This window comes from Bacillus capparidis (genome assembly GCF_017832095.1).
Lineage (GTDB): Bacteria > Bacillota > Bacilli > Bacillales > Bacillaceae > Bacillus > Bacillus gobiensis.
Genome location: NZ_JAFDST010000006.1, coordinates 42,934 through 61,949, shown reverse-complemented (window position 1 = coordinate 61,949; position 19,016 = coordinate 42,934). Strand labels below are relative to the sequence as shown.

At 37.2% G+C, this 19,016-nt stretch carries 14 protein-coding genes and 1 riboswitch; of the genes, 3 read left to right on the top strand and 11 right to left on the bottom strand.

All coding sequences use genetic code 11. The features are described 5' to 3' along the window. Window positions 1-100 precede the first annotated feature (100 nt). The gene (locus JOC74_RS19610; protein WP_053602207.1) at window positions 101-283 is read right to left on the bottom strand and encodes a YfhD family protein; all 183 of its coding nucleotides are present in this window, start codon (window positions 281-283) and stop codon (window positions 101-103) included. 621 nt (window positions 284-904) lie between these two features. Then, a complete protein-coding gene (gene thiC, locus JOC74_RS19605) occupies window positions 905-2,677 on the bottom strand; it encodes a phosphomethylpyrimidine synthase ThiC (RefSeq protein WP_053602206.1) in 1,773 nt (590 codons plus the stop codon). 129 nt (window positions 2,678-2,806) lie between these two features. After that, a riboswitch (TPP riboswitch) is annotated at window positions 2,807-2,920 on the bottom strand. A 225-nt stretch (window positions 2,921-3,145) separates the two neighbouring features. On the opposite strand from thiC, the gene JOC74_RS19600 reads away from it, so the two are divergent. Then, complete coding sequence (locus tag JOC74_RS19600) at window positions 3,146-3,577, top strand: DUF3888 domain-containing protein (protein WP_053602205.1); 432 nt, start codon at window positions 3,146-3,148, stop codon at window positions 3,575-3,577. Between the two features lie 124 nt (window positions 3,578-3,701). Here the strand turns inward: JOC74_RS19600 and JOC74_RS19595 are convergent, their stop codons facing one another. From JOC74_RS19595 to JOC74_RS19570, 6 genes are all read right to left on the bottom strand, one after another. Then, on the bottom strand, window positions 3,702-4,592 hold the full coding sequence (locus JOC74_RS19595; RefSeq protein ID WP_053602204.1) for an aldo/keto reductase: 891 nt from the start codon (window positions 4,590-4,592) through the stop codon (window positions 3,702-3,704). Between the two features lie 67 nt (window positions 4,593-4,659). Further along, the gene (locus JOC74_RS19590; protein ID WP_053602203.1) at window positions 4,660-5,655 is read right to left on the bottom strand and encodes an aldo/keto reductase; all 996 of its coding nucleotides are present in this window, start codon (window positions 5,653-5,655) and stop codon (window positions 4,660-4,662) included. A 117-nt stretch (window positions 5,656-5,772) separates the two neighbouring features. Continuing rightward, window positions 5,773-7,185, bottom strand: a complete 1,413-nt coding sequence (locus tag JOC74_RS19585; RefSeq protein WP_053605947.1) for an MFS transporter — start codon at window positions 7,183-7,185, stop codon at window positions 5,773-5,775. A gap of 310 nt (window positions 7,186-7,495) precedes the next feature. Next, a complete protein-coding gene (locus tag JOC74_RS19580) occupies window positions 7,496-9,091 on the bottom strand; it encodes an ABC transporter substrate-binding protein (RefSeq protein WP_053602202.1) in 1,596 nt (531 codons plus the stop codon). A 33-nt stretch (window positions 9,092-9,124) separates the two neighbouring features. Beyond that, entirely contained in the window at window positions 9,125-10,354 is a 1,230-nt protein-coding gene (locus tag JOC74_RS19575; RefSeq protein WP_053602201.1) for a M20 metallopeptidase family protein, read from the bottom strand. 607 nt (window positions 10,355-10,961) lie between these two features. Beyond that, a complete protein-coding gene (locus tag JOC74_RS19570) occupies window positions 10,962-11,189 on the bottom strand; it encodes a DUF3953 domain-containing protein (RefSeq protein WP_053602199.1) in 228 nt (75 codons plus the stop codon). 703 nt (window positions 11,190-11,892) lie between these two features. Here JOC74_RS19570 and JOC74_RS19565 point away from each other — a divergent pair. After that, window positions 11,893-13,350 (top strand): glycoside hydrolase family 32 protein, encoded by a 1,458-nt coding sequence (locus tag JOC74_RS19565; RefSeq protein ID WP_053602198.1) that lies wholly within the window; start codon window positions 11,893-11,895, stop codon window positions 13,348-13,350. Between the two features lie 492 nt (window positions 13,351-13,842). Beyond that, window positions 13,843-15,309: a glycoside hydrolase family 32 protein gene (locus JOC74_RS19560; protein WP_211086293.1), complete on the top strand. Its 1,467-nt coding sequence runs from the start codon at window positions 13,843-13,845 to the stop codon at window positions 15,307-15,309. Window positions 15,310-15,464: 155 nt separating this feature from the next. Here JOC74_RS19560 and JOC74_RS19555 read toward each other — a convergent pair whose 3' ends face one another. The 3 genes from JOC74_RS19555 to JOC74_RS19545 form a co-directional block, all read right to left on the bottom strand. Beyond that, window positions 15,465-15,914, bottom strand: a complete 450-nt coding sequence (locus JOC74_RS19555) for a YoqH family protein (protein WP_053602196.1) — start codon at window positions 15,912-15,914, stop codon at window positions 15,465-15,467. 29 nt (window positions 15,915-15,943) lie between these two features. Beyond that, the gene (locus tag JOC74_RS19550; RefSeq protein WP_225970366.1) at window positions 15,944-16,351 is read right to left on the bottom strand and encodes a VanZ family protein; all 408 of its coding nucleotides are present in this window, start codon (window positions 16,349-16,351) and stop codon (window positions 15,944-15,946) included. Window positions 16,352-17,884: 1,533 nt separating this feature from the next. After that, window positions 17,885-18,307, bottom strand: coding sequence for a hypothetical protein (locus JOC74_RS19545; RefSeq protein WP_053602193.1), 423 nt, complete (start codon window positions 18,305-18,307; stop codon window positions 17,885-17,887). Between the last annotated feature and the right edge of the window lie 709 nt (window positions 18,308-19,016).

The following is a 19,016-nucleotide window of genomic DNA, read 5'->3' as shown; positions in this document are numbered from 1 at the left end:
CTTGAATGACGGATATCTTACTAGCAGAAAACATAATGAAATTTAAATTTGTTGTTTAGGTTCTCCCTGCATTCATTTTCCAACTGTTGACGTTTTTAATCTATTTACTTTTTCTTTTCACACCTGTAGGCCCAAATCCCGGTCTTTCTTCTATTTGATAGGTTTCATCGAGTTCTTTTGAAAGCTCGACTTCTTCATTGCTTAACCCGGCAGCCTGATGTGGATCCTGTGAAATTTTCTTTTTATGGTTATTTCCCTTATGCCCATGATTCATTCTTCCCATGTAAATACCTCCTTCCTGAATTTAGAATACCGAAATTACAATTATTTTATTCAAACATGTTCAAGGTGAACGCTGCTTGTTGAGAGGCGAGGCTTTGACCGTGTTAAAGGGAGAATTCAAGAAATAAGCGGACTTCATTATTAAAGTTCCGTACTGGACATTCCCGGCCATAACGGGAACGAAATTGGGAGCTGCCAAAGCCTGCAATCTTCGTCATAGACCAACCAGGAACCGTCACGTTTGCTCACGTAAAATCAAATATACAAAACGAACAGAACCTGCGTGTCGATGACATCGTTTAAAAACTGAAATAAAAATGAAGAGAGAGGGAAATAAAACGATCCCCTCTCTCTTATTATTTGGTGCTCATTTTTTAATAAATCCTATTATACATCCACGTGATTACTCCAAATGTTACAAAGGCGGCAAGCGTTACAAAGACAACATAACCAAGTCTTGTTTTCGTCATTGTATGTTTGTCATAGAAATTAGGGCTTCGATCGAAAAACCAACCGACAGTTCGACAATCATAAGAAGAACTACAAGAAAAAAGTTTTTCACAAGCTTCATCTTAAACCACCCTATTTGCTTTAACTTAATAATAACACAAATTCCCATTCGTTATTTATAAATCTTACTCCCGCCTTCGACGAATTCCTTCGCCTTTTCCTTGAGGCCTTCGTCAATCGCTTCCTGTGTATCAAGATCATTTTCCTTCGCGTAATCTCTAATATCCTGGGAAATCCTCATGCTGCAGAATTTAGGTCCGCACATGGAACAGAAATGAGCCGTTTTCGCCCCTTCTGCCGGCAAGGTTTCGTCATGATATTCTATTGCCCTCTCCGGATCAAGAGATAAGTTAAACTGATCTCTCCAGCGGAACTCAAATCTCGCTTTCGAAATTGCATCATCTCTGATTTGCGCACCTGGATGTCCCTTTGCCAAGTCCGCGGCATGGGCTGCGATTTTATACGTGATGACTCCCTCTCTTACATCGTCTCTGTTAGGAAGGCCTAAATGCTCCTTAGGCGTCACGTAACAAAGCATCGCCGTTCCATACCAGCCGATCATCGCTGCTCCAATTGCTGACGTAATATGGTCATAGCCCGGCGCAATATCTGTTGTCAATGGCCCAAGAGTATAAAACGGGGCTTCCTTACAAATTTCCATTTGTTTATCCATATTTTCTTTGATTTTATGCATCGGCACGTGTCCCGGCCCCTCAATCATCACTTGGACATCGTGTTTCCAGGCGATTTGCGTCAATTCCCCAAGGGTTTCGAGTTCAGCAAATTGGGCTTCGTCATTTGCATCGGCAATCGATCCCGGCCGCAAGCCGTCTCCTAAAGAGAACGCAATATCGTATCTCTTCATGATCTCACAAATCTCTTCAAAATGGGTATAGAGGAAGCTTTCTTGATGATGAGCCAAGCACCACTGAGCCATAATCGCCCCTCCCCTGGAAACGATTCCGGTCACCCTTTTAGCCGTGAGCTGAATGTATCGAAGGAGAACTCCGGCATGAATTGTGAAATAATCAACACCTTGTTCAGCTTGTTCAATCAGTGTGTCTCGGTATACTTCCCACGTTAAGTCTTCGGCTACCCCGTTTACTTTTTCAAGAGCTTGATAAATCGGAACCGTTCCAACCGGTACCGGGCAATTACGAATAATCCATTCCCGGGTCGTGTGAATGTCCTTCCCTGTCGAAAGATCCATCATCGTATCTGATCCCCAGCGTATCGCCCACGTCATTTTCTCAACCTCTTCCTCTATGGAAGAAGTCACCGCTGAATTCCCAATATTCGCATTAATTTTTACGTGGAAATTTCTCCCGATAATCATCGGCTCACTTTCCGGATGGTTAATGTTTGATGGGATAATCGCGCGTCCTGCTGCCACTTCATCCCTGACAAATTCCGGTGTCATATTTTCACGAATGGCGATGAATTCCATTTCGGGAGTAATGATCCCTTTTCTTGCATAATGGAGCTGAGTCACATTTTTTCCTTGTTTGGCACGAAGCGGCTTTCTGATTAAGCCCGGATGGTCCGCTTCATTGCTCACTGTACGATATCCATTATCCTCCGGTTTAACCTTACGTCCTTCATATTCTTCAACATCATCTCGTTCACTAATCCAATTCGAACGAAGCGGCTTTAAACCTTCCTGAATGTTGATGTGTTGATTTTTATCAGTATATGGTCCGCTCGTATCATAGACTCGTACCGGTGCATTTGCTTGTTCCCCAAACGATCCGGTGGTACGGCTTAATTCAATCTCTCTCATTGGGACTTGAATGTCTTGTCTTGAGCCTTCCACATACACCTTCTTGCTCCCTGAAAAGCTTGACATAATTGAAATGTTTGTTTGCTGTACAGATTCTTTCTTCACTTTCCTTCCTCCTTTTTATTATGTTGAAGGACAGGATCCAGAATAGCACCAACACGAAAAAACCAGATCCAAATGAAAGGACCTAGTTTAAAGTCAGTAAAAAAGAAGTAGATTATTGGATACAATAATCTTCATAATCCCTTACTTCCCCACGCTGGTACGAACCAGATCAGGTCCAAAGGGTTAAGAAGCATTCAGCGCTCCTCTCTCAGCCCGCAACTTTGGGCACCCCTAGTAAACTATTAATTTCTTCAACATGGTATCACGTTTAAGCAAAGAAGAAAAGGGTACTTTTTCACCATTTGGAATGTTTTTGCACAATTTTTTGAAAAACAGGGAGGGAAAAAATGATTTACTCTCGTTAAAAAAACAACCTAAACAGCATCGGAATAGTCTATTTATCCCCTAATTATTAGTAATTAATAAGGTTGTTATTAGGGGAAACTAAAAAAACAAGTGGGAGGAATCATGATAAAAAGGTTTGTGATTGTGTTAGTTGTTACTTTTACGGCAAGTATGTGTTTTAACTGTGAGGCAGAAACTGTTTATACTCCTCCTATGAATTCAAGAGAAGAATTGTATCAAGATATTTTTGTTTCATTGCTTAGTGTTGAAATTGATAAAGCCGTAAACGAATACTACAAAAAGGTTTTAAACTACTCACCTATGGTTTACCCATATCAAGTGTATATAGAGAAAGCAGAACGAATAGGCGAATATCGACGATTTGAATTTACAGTAATAATAAAAGTGACTCCAGTTGTAGGACCACATATTCAAGTTGGACTAGACAGACTAACATTATATATCAATGGGAGTGGACGAGTTAACCTTAAAAAGTATGAACATTTAAGGGACTATGAATTGCCTGAACACTGGCAGCACATATTAATACACTAAGAGGAGAAAACCTCCTCTTTTCCCACATAGAGATGCACGCCGGGCAATTACTAGCAGAGAGCAAGAAAAGAGAAGGAGCACTTTTCTCCAATTTTCTTATTCAAAAATGCATCAAGATAAATTTTCAAATAATATCTAAAGGCATCTTTTTTCTCGGTTCTGGGAAAGCCTCATCAATACGATTCAAATCTTCTTGAGTCAGTTCAACCGAAACCGCTTCTGCATTTTGATAAACGTGCTGCTCTTGCACCGCTTTTGGAATGGCAATCACATGATTGGATCGTATAGTCCAAGCAAGGGCTATTTGAAGTGGCGAAACATTATATTTTTCAGCAATCTTATTTACATTATCATCACTGAGCAATTGTTTTCGTAATGATCCTCCTTGGGCGAGAGGGCTATACGCCATAATCGGTATTTTATGATCTTTATGCCAAGGCAGTAAATCAAAATCAATTCCTCTCGAGCCCAGGTGGTATAAGACTTGGTTCGTGGCACAATTCCTTCCGCCCTTTGTATTCCAGAGTTCTTCCATATCAGCCGTGTCGAAATTGGAGACTCCCCATCGTAATATCTTTCCTTCTTTTTTCAATCGTTCCATCCCTTCAATGGTTTCTTCTAATGGAACACTGCCTCTCCAATGTAATAGGTATAAATCCAAATGGTCAGTGCCAAGGCGATTCAAGCTATTTTCGCATGCAGCTGAAATATTTCCTAATCCTGATTTTTGCGGATATACCTTTGAAACGAGAAAAACATCGTCGCGATTTTCTTTAATAGCTTCGCCAACGACTCGTTCAGAATTTCCCTGGCCGTACATTTCAGCAGTATCGATCAGCTTCATGCCTAAATCAAGCCCGAGCTTCAGTGCCTTAATTTCTTCTTGTTTCTTTTTAGGGTCTTCTCCCATATACCATGTCCCTTGCCCAATAGCGGGAAGGCAAGTTCCGTCCGGCAAAGTAACGTTCCGGTTTTCTAGCTTGTTTCGTAATGCTATTTTTTTATCGTTACCCATCTCGAATCAGTCCTTTCTGAGGGTGAAGCAAAAAGCCAACGATTAACCGTTGGCTTTTGCTTTTAGACTATACTTGTTGTTTTGTCGGAGGAGCCATAAATTCAGGACCTACATGCTCGTCAATTGTGGTATCTAAAATTTTGTCAATTGTCGCTTGATCTTCCTCTGTCAGCTTCCATCCGACGATTTCACTTACTGCCTCAACTTGATCAGGACGGCGCGCTCCCCAGAGAGCAATGCCTGTACCCGGCTGGTCTAAAATCCAGCGTACAGCTAAATGAATAACGGACTTTCCGTAGTTTTCTTTAGCTAATTTATCTAATTGATCAACTGCATTTAAATATTGTCTGAAACGAGGGTTCTGGAACTTCGGATCCGAGTTTCGTAAATCATCACCATCAAATTTGTGACCAGGGGTCATCTTTCCAGATAATAGCCCACGGCACAGGCTTCCATATAAAATTGTGGTGATATTATTCTTTTCTGTATACGGGAGAATATCCTTCTCAATATCACGTTCAAAAAGATTATACGGCGGCTGGGCTGTATGCAAAGGAGCTGTTTGACGGAACGTCTCCATTTGATCCGGAGAAAAGTTGCTGACTCCAATGGCACGTATTTTCCCTGCATCATAGAGCTCTTTCATCGCCTCAGCGGTTTCTTCAATCGGCACTGTCGGATCCGGCCAATGGATCTGATAAACATCAATATAGTCCGTTTGAAGCCGTTTTAACGAATCGTCTACTTCCTTCATAATTCGTTCTTTGGAGGCATCTCTGAATGGTTCATCGTTTTTCCAATTCAGTGCGGCTTTTGTTGCGATAAGAATATTATCCCGGTTTCCATATTGCTTCACAGCTTTTCCGACGATCTCTTCAGATGTTCCGAATCCATAGACTGGTGCTGTGTCTATGAAATTAATATCGCGATCCAGGGCAGCATGAATGGTCTTAATCGAATCCTCTTCATTCGTTCCACCCCACATCCATCCGCCAATCGCCCAAGTGCCCAGGCCAATGCGTGAAGCTTTCATGTCTGTGTTTGCTATTTGAGTGAATTCCATGTCTATGCACTCCTTTAAGTAACGTATTTCAGTAAACAAGTTATCATTTACGAATAGATATCGCAAAAATTTTGTTTGCCTCTTATTAAAGTACCCATACTATATATTCTGATTCTTTTATTTACTTCTTTCTTCTTGCCACCACAAGGCTTCCTCAGGATCTTTTAAAATCTCCTTTACTTCTTGCTTCTCTTCAACTGCAGGAGGTGAACCTCTTAGAGATTTGCCGGAAGTGTCTTTAACAAAGTATGTCACTACCAAAATCCCGATAAGGGAAGCAGCAACTAAATAATAAGCAGGAATAAAATTGTTCATCGTTAGATTAATCAGCCATGCCACAACCAGCGGGGTCGTCCCGCCAAACAATGAAGTCGAAAAATTATACGTAATCGATAATGATCCGTATCTTACATCAGTAAAAAATAGTGATGGCAATAACGACGGCATTGTTCCTTGAAAACAAGCTAAAAAAACAGCTAATATCATGACTCCAATAAAGACAAACCAATTATTACCGGTCCCGATTAATAAAAACGATGGAATCGATAATAGAACCAAACCGATCAGCCCGCCTTGGATAATTCGTTTATTGCCAATGCGATCACTGAAATAACCCATCATTAAGACAATTGGTATCATGAGAAACATGACTATCAGTATCAAAAGCAATCCTCTTGTTTCCCCGTAACCAAGTACGGCGCTTAAATGAGAAGGCATATATGACAATACCATGTAATTTACAATGTTATAGGAGAAAACAACTATCATACCTATCAACATTGATTTCCAATGATCGACGAAAATTTGTTTTAAAGATACTCGTTTTTTTTCATCCGTTTTTACTTTTTCCATTGCTTCAAATGCAGGTGTTTCTTCTAAATGGTTTCGCAAGTAAAGGCCGATGATTCCTATTGGCCCCGCGATTAAAAACGGTATTCTCCATCCCCATTCAACCATTTGCTCTTGTCCTAAAAGATAAGTGAGCAATGTGACAATACCGGCACCGGCAATATAACCAACTAAAGTGCCTACCTCTAAAAAACTGGCCATAACTCCTCGCTTTTTATCAGGAGTTGATTCAGCTATAAACGTCATTGCACCAGAATACTCTCCGCCCGTCGAAAATCCCTGAACCAGTCTGGCGATTAATAATAATATAGAAGCCGTCGTCCCAATGGCTGCATAGCTTGGTATCAATCCGATACTTAAAGTAGCCAGTGCCATTAGCACTAATGTAATGGCCAAAATTCTTTTACGGCCTAATCGATCCCCTAACATTCCAAAAAACACTCCGCCGATCGGACGGACCAGGAAGGCAACAGCAAAGGTTGCAAATGTGTATACTAATTGCACGGTACCGTTCATTTCCGGGAAAAATACTTTTCCTAACGTCACAGCCAAATAGGAATAAATTCCGAAATCAAACCATTCCATGGCATTGCCGATGCTTGTTGCCATAACAGCTTTTTTCGTGGCCTTCGTGTCAACAATGGTAATATCATCTTTATGTATTGCCCGATGTGAGTTCATAAAATCCACTTGTTTTTTACTGCTGCTTATTTCATCCAAATTAAATTTCCTCCTTGCTTGTACGCGAACACTCTCCTAACTTCGTTGTATTCTTCCGTATTAGTTGACAAATATCTTCTAATCGAATTTTATTTACTATGCTCTAATCACTACCCCATACTCTGACAAAACAAACTACATATAGAACAGATTTTCATAGAAATTTTATATTAATTCTTCGGAACCCATTTTATATTCTAAATAGAAAAACCCCAACACGAATATTGAGGTTTTAATTCTGCATATACATATGATCGAAAAAGAATGCTTTCTACTGATCTCCGCCAATATCCCACTTGTGATAATCTATGCTGGCATCCAACAAATTTACTCCACCGTATGTAACATCCTTCGAAATGGCTGTAAAATTATAATCTGAATAAAGGGTGAAGACCGGTAAATCCTTATTCCAAATTTCCTGAAGCTCATTATAAATGGCTTTTCTTTTCTCCGGATCTGCTTCTGACTTCCCTTTTTCTAAGAGCTCATCTACCTTAGGATTGTTATACTTCATCAGATTCCAAGTCGCGGTACTTGCATAGATAGCAGATACATCAGGATCTATAGAAATCGCATTCCCCAATAAATATAAATCAAAATCGCCTTGCCTTGCCTTTTGCAAAGAGGTTGGGAAATCGTAAGTCGTTACCTCTACTTTCAAGCCAATGTCTTTTAAATTTTGCGTCAGAATATCTGCTGATTGTTCACGGACCTTATTTCCAGTTGGTACAACAAGTTTTATCGGTTTCGCTACATCCCAACCTGAATTGTTCAGTAATTGCTTCGCCTTTTCAGGATCATATGTATACTGCTTTAATTCCTTATTCAAATATGGACTTAGCGAAGTATACGGTCCATCTATAATTTCACCCGTCCCTTTTAATAGATCATCCACGATAGACTGGCGATTGATCGCATATGCAATTGCTTGTCGAACCTTGGCTTCTTTTATGCTATCTGTATTAAACACCATCATCTGAAAACCAATTGTTGGTTGAATATCAGTGGTAATGTGATCAAAGCCTTCAACCGTTTGATAGTCTTGTACCGGAATTTTTCCCAAGGCAGCATTCATATCAATTTCACCAGTTTGCAGCTGGGATACGACATTTGCACCCACCATGATTTTAATAAACATTCGATCCAGCTTCGGCTTTCCTAAGTAATAGTCAGGATTTTGTTCAAATTCCGCGTACTGATCCTTTTTATATTGTACAAACTTAAACGGACCGCTCGTAACATTCGGTTTTTGCATAAATGGGTGCTGCGATAATTTGGATGGATCAACATTTTCTAAAACATGCTTAGGCAAAATCATGAGTTTAACACCCAGCTGTTCTTTGATTAGATTTGGATCAATCGGTTGTTTTGTTTTTAATTGTAATGTTTTGTGATCGATCACTTTTACTGATGGAATTTCAGTTTCTCCCTCCGGCAGCTTCCCGTTTTCCAGCCCTTCCAGAGAAGAAAGATATGTACCAATATGTGTTTCTACTTTAGGGTTGGCGATTAAATTCAATGTGAAGGCTGCATCTTCCGCTGTTACCGGTTCACCGTCCGACCATTTTGCCTTATCATTCAATTTGATTATATAAGTTTGATTGTCCATTGTTTCAAATGTATCTGCAAGCTTCGGAGTAAACTCCAGGGGACTTGGCATGTCCAAAAGGGAATCAAACATATATCCTTCAACATATTGGGACGCGATGTCAGCCGAATTAATCGGGTTAAAAAGAATTGGAGAATTCACAATTCCGATATACATAGTCTTGTTTTTTTCTTGACTGGAGGATGCTCCACTATTGCATGCGGTAAGTATCAATACTAGAATCATCACTAGAGTAATTAATCGCCTATTCCACCTCATCTTCTTCCCCCCTTATAAGGAATATTTTCTCGTTTATAATCTCACATGATCTGCCAAGGGACTTTCTGCTTTTTCCACGAGATAATGATGCACGATACTCAGCATTGCTTTTCCGGCATTCACCATTGCTCTTTCATCAAAATCAAATTTCGGATGGTGGTGAGGATATATGGCATTTATATTTTGATTACCTGCTCCCGTGAAGAAAAACATTCCCGGCCTCTCCAATAAATATCGACCAAAATCTTCACTGACCAATAAGGGCGGAGCTTCTGCTAACTTGAATTCAGGCAGTGTAGCTTTAATGCGGCTGCAAAAAATATCTGTTTCTTCAGCATGGTTGTATACTCCGGGAACCCCGTGATAATATTTGAATTCGTATTCCGCGTGATGTGCCGCGCATATTCCTTTAATAATTGAATTCATTTCATCCTCTATTTGCATCTGTACTTCTTTATCGTAGGTTCTTACAGTCCCTTTGAGTTCGGCGGAATCAGCGATGATGTTAGCCGCATTTCCTGCATGGAATGATCCGACTGATACAACTGCCGTTTTTTGCGGATTGATTTTGCGGCTGACAATAAGCTGAAGCTGATTAATAATCTGATTGGCAACGATAATCGCATCGACGGTTTCATGAGGCGAAGAACCGTGTCCGCCCTTCCCTTGGATCTTTAGTTGAAAGCCATCTCCGGAAGAAGTCGTGTACCCTTTCGTATAAGAAATCGTTCCTGTCGGAATCGGCGTCCATAAATGATTGCCGAATACAACATCCACCCCATCAAGACATCCATCTGCGATCATTTCGTTTGCACCGCCTAACGATTCTTCAGAATGCTGATGGAGCAGCACAACATTCCCCGATAACTGGTCACGATGATCATTCAATATTTTCGCAACAGCGAGTAAAGTTGCCGTATGCCCGTCATGACCGCAAGCATGCATCACGCCATCAACCTTTGATTTATAAGGAACCTCTTTTTCATCTTGAATAGGGAGTGCATCAAAATCTGCCCGAAGTGCGATCGTTTTTCCAGGCTTTTCTCCTTTAATTGTTCCTACAACACCCATTCCGCCTACACGAGTCCGGATATCAATTCCAAACCCGGATAAAATACCGGCTATCATGTTTGAAGTTTCAATCTCTTGATTTGAGAGTTCAGGATACTGATGCATATGCCTTCTCCATTCAACCATTTGTTCATACATTTCTAGTAATTGCTCATGCCAATGAAAAAGCTTGATTTCTGATTGTCTCTTCATTTTTTCCCGCCTCTTAGTTAATATTCTTAATTTTCATTATTATCTGAATTCATAAGTTAGTATACTTAAATTTAAAATATAAAACAATATAATTTTTTCGAAACACGAAATACTTTTTTTAAAAAATAAAATTTTATTTTTTTATCGAGCTTGAACTAATAATTCTCTTGACATAAGATGACATGTCATTTAATAATAAAATAGTTCTTTGGCCCCACTCAACTCTTTTAATTCTGAAACGTTGAACGCAAAATTATTACTATAAATTCACAACTTTAGTAATGAGGTATTGTTGTAATACCTAGAAAATCTTAAATTTTACAAACAGTATGCCTACAAATATGAATCCTAAAACAAAAGCTAAAAGAGAAAATAATATCTTATTAAGCAAATGAATATCATGTAACCGTTTATTCACCTTATCAATCAAACTGAAAATGAGCATTACACTAATAAATACTATAACTACTGCTATTAAATCAACATGTGTAAACGGCTTATTTATAAATTCATCAGACAGATAAAAAGTAACAATAATTATGCTGATAAATACGAATTGATAAATAAAAAATAGAAAATGCTTCATAAAGCCTCCTTGATTCCTGTATTAATAGTACTTTATGAATAAACTAGTAAATATGAAAAGAGAACTAACAACACAAATAATTCCTGTAGCTTTCTTTTTACTTCTTAAACTTTCAATCCCCATAATAAGAATTGTTACACCTAAGAAAAATTGCAGCAATGGAATTAACATATCATTATCACTTATCAAAGAATAGATTGATAAAATTGCACAAATAGACGCAACCAATAGATAAATTGTTTTGAGCATATAAACCCTCCTCACAAATTATTTATAATCACCATACCCTACAAAATGAGAATCAATGTGACCCGATAAAACGTCGCTTTAACTTTATAATAAAAAATACTAATAGAAAACATTAACTATCTTTTTTCTTTCCAATATTCCTCCACAAGTAATATACAGTCCAAAAACCCATAACTGAAAGCATCGCAAAGAAAAATTTATGTTTTGGGAAGATAGTAAAGCAATGAAATGCCAAGTATTAAGAATGGCGGTATGAGAATGAAGTATTTCTTTTTATCCATAAGAAGTTCCCCTTATTAAGTAATTTGATCTTAATTTTTATTACGGTTTTGGACACTTAAAGTTTCAGATAATGTAGCGAATTCTAATAGTAGTTCTTTATTTTATTATTACTTACATTCCCAGCATATGAACTGTTAGCATGACAATACTGGTATTGAAACATGAATTGGAGAAACAATAGAATCGAATTAGCAAAAAACGGATCAAATCCTAAGGTTTTAGCAGGATTAAAAAACGGGTATTTAGTCATTGTAAATACTAAATTTTCACCCGGATATTGTATTCTGCTTGAATGTGTTTATTACAAATAATTTAACGGTTTCAGAAAGACTAATTTATCCGACATGAGTTGGATAGGTCATGCCGTTTATTTTTATTTGACGATACAAAAATGGTATTTTTTCAAGAAAGGAAGAGATCTATGACAGAACCATTTAGACCCCAATATCATCTAACACCTGTTTCAGAATGGATGAATGATGTTCAACGCCCTATCTATCTTAATGGAGAACATCATCTTTATTATCTTTATAACAAAGATTTTTCCTCAGATGGGAATGGTACAGAATGGGCACATGCTGTTTCTACTGACTTAGTTCACTGGGAGAGAAAGCCCGTAGCGATTGAAAAATATAAAGATTCTGCTGGTGATGCGTGGTCAGGGAGCTGCGTAAGAGACACTGACAACACAGCAGGATTCGGCCATGATGCAATTATTGCAATATTAACGATGCCTCACCCTACATATCAGTGCAATCATCTTTGGTACAGCACAGACGACGGTAATACATTTACACACTACGGTACCGACCCTATTATGCCAAACCCAACAGGAGACTCAGATTTTCGCGATCCGAAAATTATTTGGCACGAACCAACGAAAAAATGGGTAATACTAATGGCGGAAAGTGATAAAATCGGATTTTACACTTCGAGCAATTTAAAAGAGTGGGTATACGTATCATCATTTATAAGAGATGATATAGGTCTTATTGAGTGCCCCGACTTGTTTGAACTTAATGTGGATGATGATCCTAACAATAGAAAATGGGTACTTATGGTCGGAGGAAACGGCTTTAACTATGGACATACTACTGGTTCCTGCTACTTCATAGGCAGTTTTGACGGAACAACATTCCACGCAGAAACTAATGTAGAGTGGTTGGAAAACGGAGCTGACTCTTATTCAGGAGTCACTTGGGATACGCCAAACACGGAGGGCAACTTTCGATATTATATTTCTTGGATGGGCAACTGGGAATATGCGACCAAGGTTCCTTGGGAAAATTTCATAGGAAATGCAAGCATTGTTAGAGAATTAAGATTAAGGTCAACATCAGAGGGGATGAAGCTTTTTCAAATTCCCGTCAGCAGCTTGAGAGAGACATTTGAAGAAATTGCGTTTTTCGATGATCAAACCATACATACCGGAGAAGAAAACATTTTGAAAAATATTCATGAGACATCCTATTCAATTGAATCGACATTTTTTTTAGATGATTCAACTAATGCCAAGTTTGGTATTGCATTAAGGGATGGTATCGGTGAACATACCGATATAGTTTATGATAAAGAGCTCAATGAACTGGTCGTAGATCGCAGTCAAAGCGGGGAAGAACAATTAAATGAATCCATCGCTAATATGAACGTCTACACTAAGACTTATAAAGCTGCAGTGAAACCTATATACGGAAAAATAAAACTCGACATCTTGGTGGATAGAAGTACGGTTGAAGTGTTTGTCAATCATGGCGAACATGTTTTTAGTCTTACCATCTATCCTAAACTAAGTTCAGATGGTCTTCGATTGTGGACAGATGACTGTCTGCACATAGAGTATCTAAAAGTAAAAGCCGTTAAGGAATCTAAGATCTCTTAGCGGAAATATTGAAGTCACTTTGGGGAGGCGAATGTCTCCCCTTTTATTTTGAAAAACTTTTCATAGAATACATTTTTTATGACTTTCACATGAAAAAATTCCTCTTGAACACTAATTTCGTCATCAATTAAAAATCACTTAACAATTCCCATTTTTTTCTTGCATTTACCCTTACCCATAATCGATCTTTCCTTTACCGAGTTTTTACTTTATAGAAACAATTTTAATATTTATGTGTAACCCATTCATTCGATTTGAACATAGCCGCGAGTCTTGCACGTTCTTATCTAATTCAATATGACAAAAAAGAAGTAAAAACAGAGATTAAATTATTAAAGCATATGCTATAATGCAAATTGTTACAGGTATTGTGTACCATGACGTTTATAGCCTTTCGCCGCTCTAAAAAACCTAGAAAATTTTGTACTACTCTATTGACCTAATACCATTATAGTAATGATTGGTACATTTTTATCAGAGAGGAAGAAATTTATGACAGAACATTTTCGGCCGCAATATCATCTGACGCCTTTAACAGAATGGATGAACGACGTACAAAGACCTATTTATATTGATGGAGTACATCATCTTTATTATCTCTACAACAAAGATTATTCTTTAGAAGGAAATGGTACAGAATGGGCGCATGCAGTTTCTACTGACCTAGTACATTGGGAAAGAAAGCCAGTTGCGATAGAAAAGTACAAAGATTCTGCTGGAGATCCCTGGGCAGGTAGTTGTGTTATTGACGTTAATAACACAGCAGGATTCGGCTACAACGCGATTATCGCAATTGTAACGATGCCAAATCCTACATATCAGTGCAACCACCTTTGGTACAGTACAGATGGCGGAAACACATTTACTCATTACGGGACCGAACCAATTATGCATAATCCAACAGGATACACCGATTTCCGTGATCCAAAAATTATTTGGCACGAACCCACAAAAAAATGGATTATGCTAATGGCAGAGAGAGATAAAGTCGGATTTTACACGTCGTACAACTTAAAAGAATGGACATACGTTTCGACATTCGTTAGAGATGATATAGGGATCATTGAATGCCCTGACTTGTTTGAACTTAATATCGACGGTAATCCAGCCAATAAAAAATGGGTGCTTTTGCTCGGTGGAAATGGCTTTAATTATGGTCGTACAACGTGTACATGCTACTTCTTAGGAAACTTTGACGGAACAAAGTTCTATGCGGAAACGGAGATAGAATGGCTGGAAAACGGAGCTGACTCTTATGCTGGAGTAAGTTGGGATGCACCTTATACGAATGGTAATTACCGTTATTTCGTATCTTGGATGGGCAACTGGAATTATGCTTCTGAAGTTCCTTGGGAAACCTTTATTGGAAACGCAAGTATAGTAAGAGAATTACATCTAAGATCAACCTCTGAAGGGATAAAACTTGTCCAAATCCCAGTTGGGAACTTAAAAGAATCACTTAGAGAAATTGCTTTTTTTGGAGAACAGGTCATCTACACAGGGCAAGAAAATCTCCTGAAAAATATTCATGCGACCTCCTTTGCGGTTGAAACAATGATTATTTACGACTCAACGAGATCGAAATTCGGATTCTCTTTGAGAGATGGGTATGTTAATGGAGAACATACAGTATTAATGTACGTTAAAAGTAACAATGAACTTGTCATAGACCGCAGTAAAAGCGGAATCGTTCATATGAATGAATATCTCGCTAATATGAATGAATTCGCAAGGCAGTATAAAGCTACTGTTAAACCAAGAGATGGAAGGATTAAATTAGAAATTTTTGTTGATCGCAGCACTGTTGAAGTGTTTGTAAATGAAGGAGAATCTGTTTTTAGTCTTTCGATCTTTCCAGATATAAGCTCTGACGGCCTTCGTTTGTGGACGGATGATTGTGTCCATATAGAATATTTAAAAGTAAGAGCCGTAAATGAAGCTGAAGCTATGATCTATTAACAATGGAATGTATCCTAATAGTAATATTCCAAGTAACTAGGTTAAGTATCGATTTGCCGATCGAAATTGCAATAAATACATAATAAAAAACGAGTGATGATGAAGGAAGCAAAATAATCAAGGCTGGGATCAAGCAGTACACTTTTTAAAGAGAGCTAATGACAGTTTCTAATACTATTTGTTAGTATACTTGGTCCCAGCTTTTCGGTTTTAGAATTAGAAAGACGTACCTGGACTTCAACATTTTTCATTTCTGCAGTAATTGAATCAAATCTCCCTGCACAAGTTGGACCATCAATCTCTGGAGTTGGATAAAGTCTAAAACGCCAGCTAATTTCATCGGGTATAAAGGCAAAACCCTCGAAACTGTCATAATCGCCAAAAGAAGATGGACGAGGAAGGTGAACAGCAATAATACTAATACTCGTTCGAGGAAAACTCGGTGTTAATTTTACCTTATAGACCAATGCTGCCCCCTTGGCATTAATAAGATTTTTATCGACAGGTTCTAGGACCATACTGCAAGGCATTATAATTGCACTGGTTTGTATCGGATAAAAAATAACGGCAGCCGTTAGGAATATAAATAAAACTAATCGCTTCATAAAGCACCTCCACACAACTTCTTTGGAGATTAATTTGTCCTATTTATCGACTGATTATTATTATCCTTCAAGATTGCATGTAAAAATTTAATCTGAAATTTATCCGTTATTCTAGACATGATTTTAAAAATAAAGTATCCAATACAAAGTGACACAAGAAAACCAAGTAATAAAGTAGACTTAAAATGCTTATATTTTTTCGATAAGATTGGTACTAAAAAACCTAAAGGGATAAACAATAAAATGTTTCCACCTACATTTTTTATTAAGATTTCAATCATAAATATTATATCACCATCGTAGGCTTTACCTATTTGACCAAAATCTTTTAAAATTGATACAAGCGGTATAAGATTTAAGCAATATTTAATATGTTCTATATTATAATCAATCCATAATGCCAGTGGAAATAATGTCACTGAAACAACCATAAGTATGTATAAAACAAAGAGGAATTTAAACTTCCTTCATCCAAGCTGGTTTTTGATATTTGTAATTAACCCCGATTAAAATACTTGCCAAATTGATATAACATATAATTCCAAACACGATAATTATGCTTCCATTTATTAAAAACAATTCTTTCACTACTTTCGTAAATAAGTTTTATTTACAGCTTACACTTCACTTCCTCTATTTTAACATATTTTCCATTATATTAATGGTGGAAGCAGGCAATTAAAGTGAACCTATAATCAGTGTTTTTTAAAATAAAGGAACTAATAAGTTTATCTTTAAACAATGGGAGAGGTATGTATGCAAAACGTAATTGATCATTTAAATCATTTTTTGGATTGTTTTTTGACGTATTAAGAGCAAAGAAAAAAGACCTCAACATATTCGTTGAAGTCTTGATTCTAAAGGATTTTCGATACCGGTGGTCGGGGTCGAGAATACGGGAAAAGCGTTGATTTATCATGGTATTAATCTTATCTAGTGTAAAATATGTGTAAAAAATTTTCTTGTGTAAAAAGGCAGCTAATCGGATTATCAGATAGCTGCCTTTAAGCGTGTGTACCATTACTGTCTTTTTCATTTTATCTACATCAACGAATCTTCACCTACATTAACTGCTTTCATGCACTTCAAACACTCAAGGAAAACGGATAACTTTTTTGTCTCTACATCATAAACGCTTCTTGGAATCATTGACTGCCCACAGCAATATATTTTGTCGATCTCAACTTTCAAGTAATTGATCCCCTTTCTAAATTCGTTAAGCGGTTATACAATTTAGACAGCTTAAAACATAGGAGGTACGCATAGCACTCCGGAAAGGAAGCTGCCGCTTATCAGAAATACTCAAATCTCTTCAAATGAGCCCAGCAGAATTCTCACGCCGCATGTGTCAAAAACCACAGTATCCCGTTGGATCAGCGGCGAACGAAGATGGGTTTTAACAATGCGGATTTTGCTGCACGTATCCTCAACTGCCATAGTAGAGGACTTGTACGATTGGATTCCAGTAAGCGCGCATAAGGTGGAACACAACCTCTCCCCGGGGAGAATCTTATATGGAAAGGCTAGGCTTATTTTACCATGTTTTTCACATTTTTGGCATGAAAAAACTGACCAATACGTGCCAAAAAACGGCACTAAAGAACCCCTCTAGCTTCAATACCAAAGGGGCTGTAACTACTCAATCGAAATCGACAAATCTTCTTCGGATTTCACATCCAAATATCTAAAAGAATGTGTCATTTACCCACTCCGTAAGAAACCAAAAAAAGTAGGCAATTAAAACCTACTTTTCTTAACTATTCTTATTTTTCCTTTTAGGATGATTGAAATAATAATTAACAATTGAAGCTATGGAAAGAACAATAGCACTTATCAAAATAACCACGAAACCCAAATTTTTATTAGATGAACTTAAGCCAAATATAAAACAACCTATATAGATTAAAGTAAACAATATATTTAATCCTCTATACAGTTTGATCCCCCCTTTTTCCATAATTCAATATAAGTTAATTTTCATCCCTTACTTTAGTCGTGGTATTTCCTCTGTAATTAGTGAACTCATAATATACAGTTTTAATTCTAAACTTCTTACCCTTTACAGGGCTCCTTTTAATATATTGTTTAAATGACATATTACCATAAAAGATTTCTCTATAAGAATATGCAGTTCCTCCTAAAAACGCAGCAACCGCTCCAATAGTACCTCCAAAAAATCCAAGACCACCAACTACTACTCCTCCTGCAAATGAACCAGGCCTTCTATCAGGATTTTGATAATAAAGTTTATAACTATCTGGGAGAGAAGTATTAGACATACATTTATAAGCAGGATAACACGCTTCAGCTTTTTTTGACTCTCCAATCATAGAAGTGTTAAAAAGACTAAATACAATTGCAAAAACAATAGCTACCTTTAAAAATTTTTTCATTTAATTTAAACATCCTTTCAAATTTCTGTCTCTCTTAATATATTAACAGAAAATATAGGATATTCAACTATTAATTGGAATTTATAGAATAATTTTCAATTCGAATTATCCAAAATTATATAATGTACACTTCTTCAAAAGTATGTATTCTCCATTAAAAAACTCGTTTTGTGGATCACATAATATTTAATCTCCCCTTTATATTGTTTCAAAAAGTAATTTTTCCAAAAACAAAATAAAGGATTCAAAAAAGACCACCTGTGCAGGACCACTGGACGGTCATACATTAACATGATTCCTCAAGGGGATCGAGGACGCATAATACGGATAAATAAGTTATACGTGAGCCGCAACTCAAAAGTAGTTATTTTATAGATTTAGAGAAAGACAACTCAACTAAAAAGTTGAATAATAACAGAGATGACAAAGTAAGTTAACAGACCCAACATAAAAAAGAAGATATTCTTTTTAATTATTAAACACTCCTATCAAAAAGTTAGAGAATTTAATACGTAACATAAGACTGATTATGACATAGAAACTCCCTAAAGCATATCAATACTTTATGATCCTTCGAAAAAATATTATGAATTATCTATATTAAAAGCGTATCATAGTAAAAATTGATTTACAATAAATAGTATGTTTGGAATAAAGTAATACTCTCATAAACCTTCCAAATACCAACGTTTTGCACTGTAATTTTATT